5 protein-coding genes and 1 pseudogene are annotated in these 3,369 nt (G+C 37.0%); all 6 read right to left on the reverse strand.

Going from position 1 to position 3,369, the window contains the following annotated elements; genetic code table 11:
- A pseudogene (locus V7659_RS21400) lies at positions 1-378 on the reverse strand (glucose-6-phosphate dehydrogenase); the annotation flags it as partial.
- Between the two features lie 40 nt (positions 379-418).
- Positions 419-1,084, reverse strand: coding sequence for a ribose-5-phosphate isomerase RpiA (gene rpiA, locus V7659_RS21405; protein ID WP_335542092.1), 666 nt, complete (start codon positions 1,082-1,084; stop codon positions 419-421).
- A gap of 41 nt (positions 1,085-1,125) precedes the next feature.
- A complete protein-coding gene (locus V7659_RS21410) occupies positions 1,126-1,260 on the reverse strand; it encodes a BA3454 family stress response protein (RefSeq protein WP_335542094.1) in 135 nt (44 codons plus the stop codon).
- 398 nt (positions 1,261-1,658) lie between these two features.
- Complete coding sequence (locus V7659_RS21415) at positions 1,659-2,627, reverse strand: ring-cleaving dioxygenase (protein ID WP_335542095.1); 969 nt, start codon at positions 2,625-2,627, stop codon at positions 1,659-1,661.
- A 70-nt stretch (positions 2,628-2,697) separates the two neighbouring features.
- A complete protein-coding gene (locus tag V7659_RS21420; RefSeq protein ID WP_335542097.1) occupies positions 2,698-3,096 on the reverse strand; it encodes a DoxX family protein in 399 nt (132 codons plus the stop codon).
- A 64-nt stretch (positions 3,097-3,160) separates the two neighbouring features.
- The coding region (locus V7659_RS21425; protein ID WP_420491756.1) for a MarR family winged helix-turn-helix transcriptional regulator at positions 3,161-3,369 on the reverse strand (209 nt) is incomplete at its 5' end.

The raw sequence follows: 3,369 nt of genomic DNA on the forward strand, positions 1-3,369 counted from the left end.
GTCAAAAAATTCTGGTGCAACCGAAAGATAAAACATACGATTTTCCTCTAATATCAAGATCTTCTTCCCGCTGCTTCACTAATTGAAGTAGTTGTTGATAATCTTCTTTACGGGTTACATCCAATCTACTGTAGCGGAAGTTTTCTAAAAATCCCCCAGATTTGCTGCCTCATGTTCTAAGCGGCGTGAAAAGTCTAATATAGAGTCCTTCACTTTTTCTTGAAAATCTGAATGAGAAAGATTCCCTCTACCGAGCCCAATAATAGATATGGACTGCGGTAACTTTTGATCAACATACAAGTTGTATAGAGCTGGGAAAATCTTTCTCTTTGCTAAATCCCCAGTTGCTCCAAATAAGACAAAGGTCATTGACTCCATTATTAATCCCCCAAGTTCGTATTCTGATTTCTCCCATTTTCTAGCTTCGTTTGGTTGCAAGCATTTTATCTTTAATGGTAATAACAATATCTGCCATTCCTACAAATAATCCGTTATCAACTACACCTGGTATGTGGTTCAGGTTTTTCTCTAACTCTCCTGGATGTGTAATTTCTTGAAAACTGCTGTCTATAATATAGTTTCCGTTATCTGTTAGATAAGGGGCCCCATCCTTTTGTCTCAGCTTCGGACTTCCTCCAAGTTCCCTGATATGTTTTACTGTCATTTCGTAACCAAATGGGACCACTTCTATCGGCAATGGAAAAGTTCCTAATGTATCTACATTTTTATCAGAGTCAGCAACGACAATGAAAGTTTTAGCTGCAGTAGCGATGATTTTCTCTCTTAAAAGAGCACCTCCGCCGCCTTTAATGAGATTTAACTCAGGATCTACTTCATCTGCTCCATCAATCGTGACATCAATTTGCTCAATCTCATTAAACGACACAAGTGGTATGCCAAGTTTTATCGCTAATTGTTTCGTTTGTTCAGAAGTAGGAACTCCTTTAATAGAAAGTCCCTGCTTGACTAACTGACCGAGCTTAGTGATGGTATAAAATACAGTAGAACCTGTACCAAGACCAACTACCATGCCGTCTTTCACATAATCAAGAGCTTTTTCTCCAACTTCTTTCTTTTCATTCAAGGCTTTATCTCCCTTCATCTAAAGTTGGGATTTCTCCATTATTAATTTGTCCATTGTTTTGCAACTTGTTCCCATGCCATCTGAAAAATTTGTGTTTCAGGAGTATCCTTTCTTGCAATGACATTCGTTTGATAATTCCTTCCCTTAAAATTTAGTTTTACAGTTACTTCGATCATAGTGTTCACTTCCTAATCATTTTTTTATTTGTGAATTATTAAGGTTATCTTTTTTAACCTCGGTAACTTTATGTAACCATAATATATCTTAATGTCGAATTTCGTCAAGTAAAGTATCTCAAATTAAAGATAATTTTTAATACCACTCTGCCAATTCCTTATAAAATAGGCAATGTTTAACTGCCTATTGATTCCCGCTCCAATTAAAATAACAAATCTCGATAATTTACTAAACATTTATACAGGCGCATCAAAAAATAGGTAAAAAAAGCCAATCGATCATTGTCGATTGGCTAAATTAGTTATCATTGATTCGCTTTTTATCAAAGAACTGCTTCATTTATGCTGGCATATTACCAAATCGAGTTAGAACACTGAAAAAAATTGCAACTGCCGATTTAATTTAAGTTCAATGGTCGTAATTTTTCTTCAATTTCTTTCCGATTTGGTTCCAAAAATGGTGGAAGTGATAGTTTTTCCCCCATGGTTTCCATTGGTTCATCTGTCGCAAATCCTGGTGTATCTGTTGATAATTCAAATAAGATACCATTAGGCTCCCTGAAATATAATGCCTTGAAGTAATACCGTTCCACTTTCCCGGAATTCGGTAACCTGTATTCTTTCAAACGCACTGCCCATTGATCATATTCTTTCTCATTCGGAACACGGAAGGCAACATGGTGAACACCTCCACGACCTAAGCGGACTCTTGGCAAATCAGGTCTTGTTTCAATATGAACTTCCGCACCGCTGCCGCCTTCTCCAGTTACATAAATCAATAGATCTGGATAATCCCCATCAAGTGAAGGATAAGAACCGCCATAGCGAAAACCCATAACTTCTGTTAACACACCGATCGTTGGTTCTGCAATTGCGACTGTGAGGGTTACAGGTCCTAATCCAATAATGGCCTGTTCCATTGGAATGTCCTCCCTTTGCCAAGGAATCCCAGCTCTTACACCTTTTTCACCGTTATCGGCTACCAGGATTAAGCGAGTTCCATCGAAATCTCTGAAAGCTAAAGTATCACGATTTGCTCTTTTTTGAATATCATCATGTTCAACCTCAAATTGATTAAAACGTTCTTTCCAAAATACCAATGAATCTGAATTTCTAACCCTTAGTGATACAGTAGAAATATCTGAAGTTCCCCTGTATGTTTGCCCAAGATTAGGAATGTCAAAGAACGTAACCTCCGTTCCTGGAGTTCCTTCCGCGTCAGCATAGAAAAGATGATAGGATTCTGTATTATCCTGGTTAACTGTTTTCTTTACCAATCTCAATCCTAAAATTTTTGTATAAAATTCATAATTTTTTTCCGCTTTTCCTGTTAATATTGATACATGATGTAGTCCTAAGAGTTCCATCTCCTAATCACTCCTTCGAAAATTAATCTCGCATGGAATAGTAAAACCGTGTCATAAAAGACCAGATATTTTAAAATAAAAATGCATCTAAAGCATATTGACCGGGACCAATCAGAGCTACACCAATAGCAACTGCAAGTAAAGTTAGGTTATATTCATATCCATTGGCCGTTGACCATAATCCGTTTGGAGCATGCACTTTTACGATAGCTATTACCATAGTTCCTGCAATTATTATACCTGCAAGTGGAGTTAATAGTCCTAAAGCAAACAAAAGTCCTCCAATAAGTTCTGCCAATCCGGCGAAAAGAGCCATGGTTACCCCGGGTTTCATGCCAATTGATTCAAACCAGCCACCGGTTCCTTTCAATCCATAGCCACCAAACCAACCAAACAATTTTTGAGCACCGTGTCCCACAAACAGTAAACCAATTACCAAACGAATGATTAATAAACCAATATTTATCATCTTAAAATCCTCCAAAATGTTATTTATCTCGAATTCGAGATAGTATAATAAAAAAAATGAATGTTTAAACTTTATTCCTTACTTTATTCATAAGTTGTACTAATGTCTCTGACTCATCAAAATCTAATGCTTCAAACATTTGATGAACAAACTGATGATATTTCGGCATGATTTCGTTCATCAATTCATTTCCACCATCAGTTAACGTCACATGTATCATCCGGCGGTCATCTGGACAGGCATTTCGGCTTAATAAACCTCTTTGTTCCAGCT

Source organism: Neobacillus drentensis (assembly GCF_036966985.1).
GTDB lineage: Bacteria > Bacillota > Bacilli > Bacillales > Cytobacillaceae > Neobacillus > Neobacillus drentensis_E.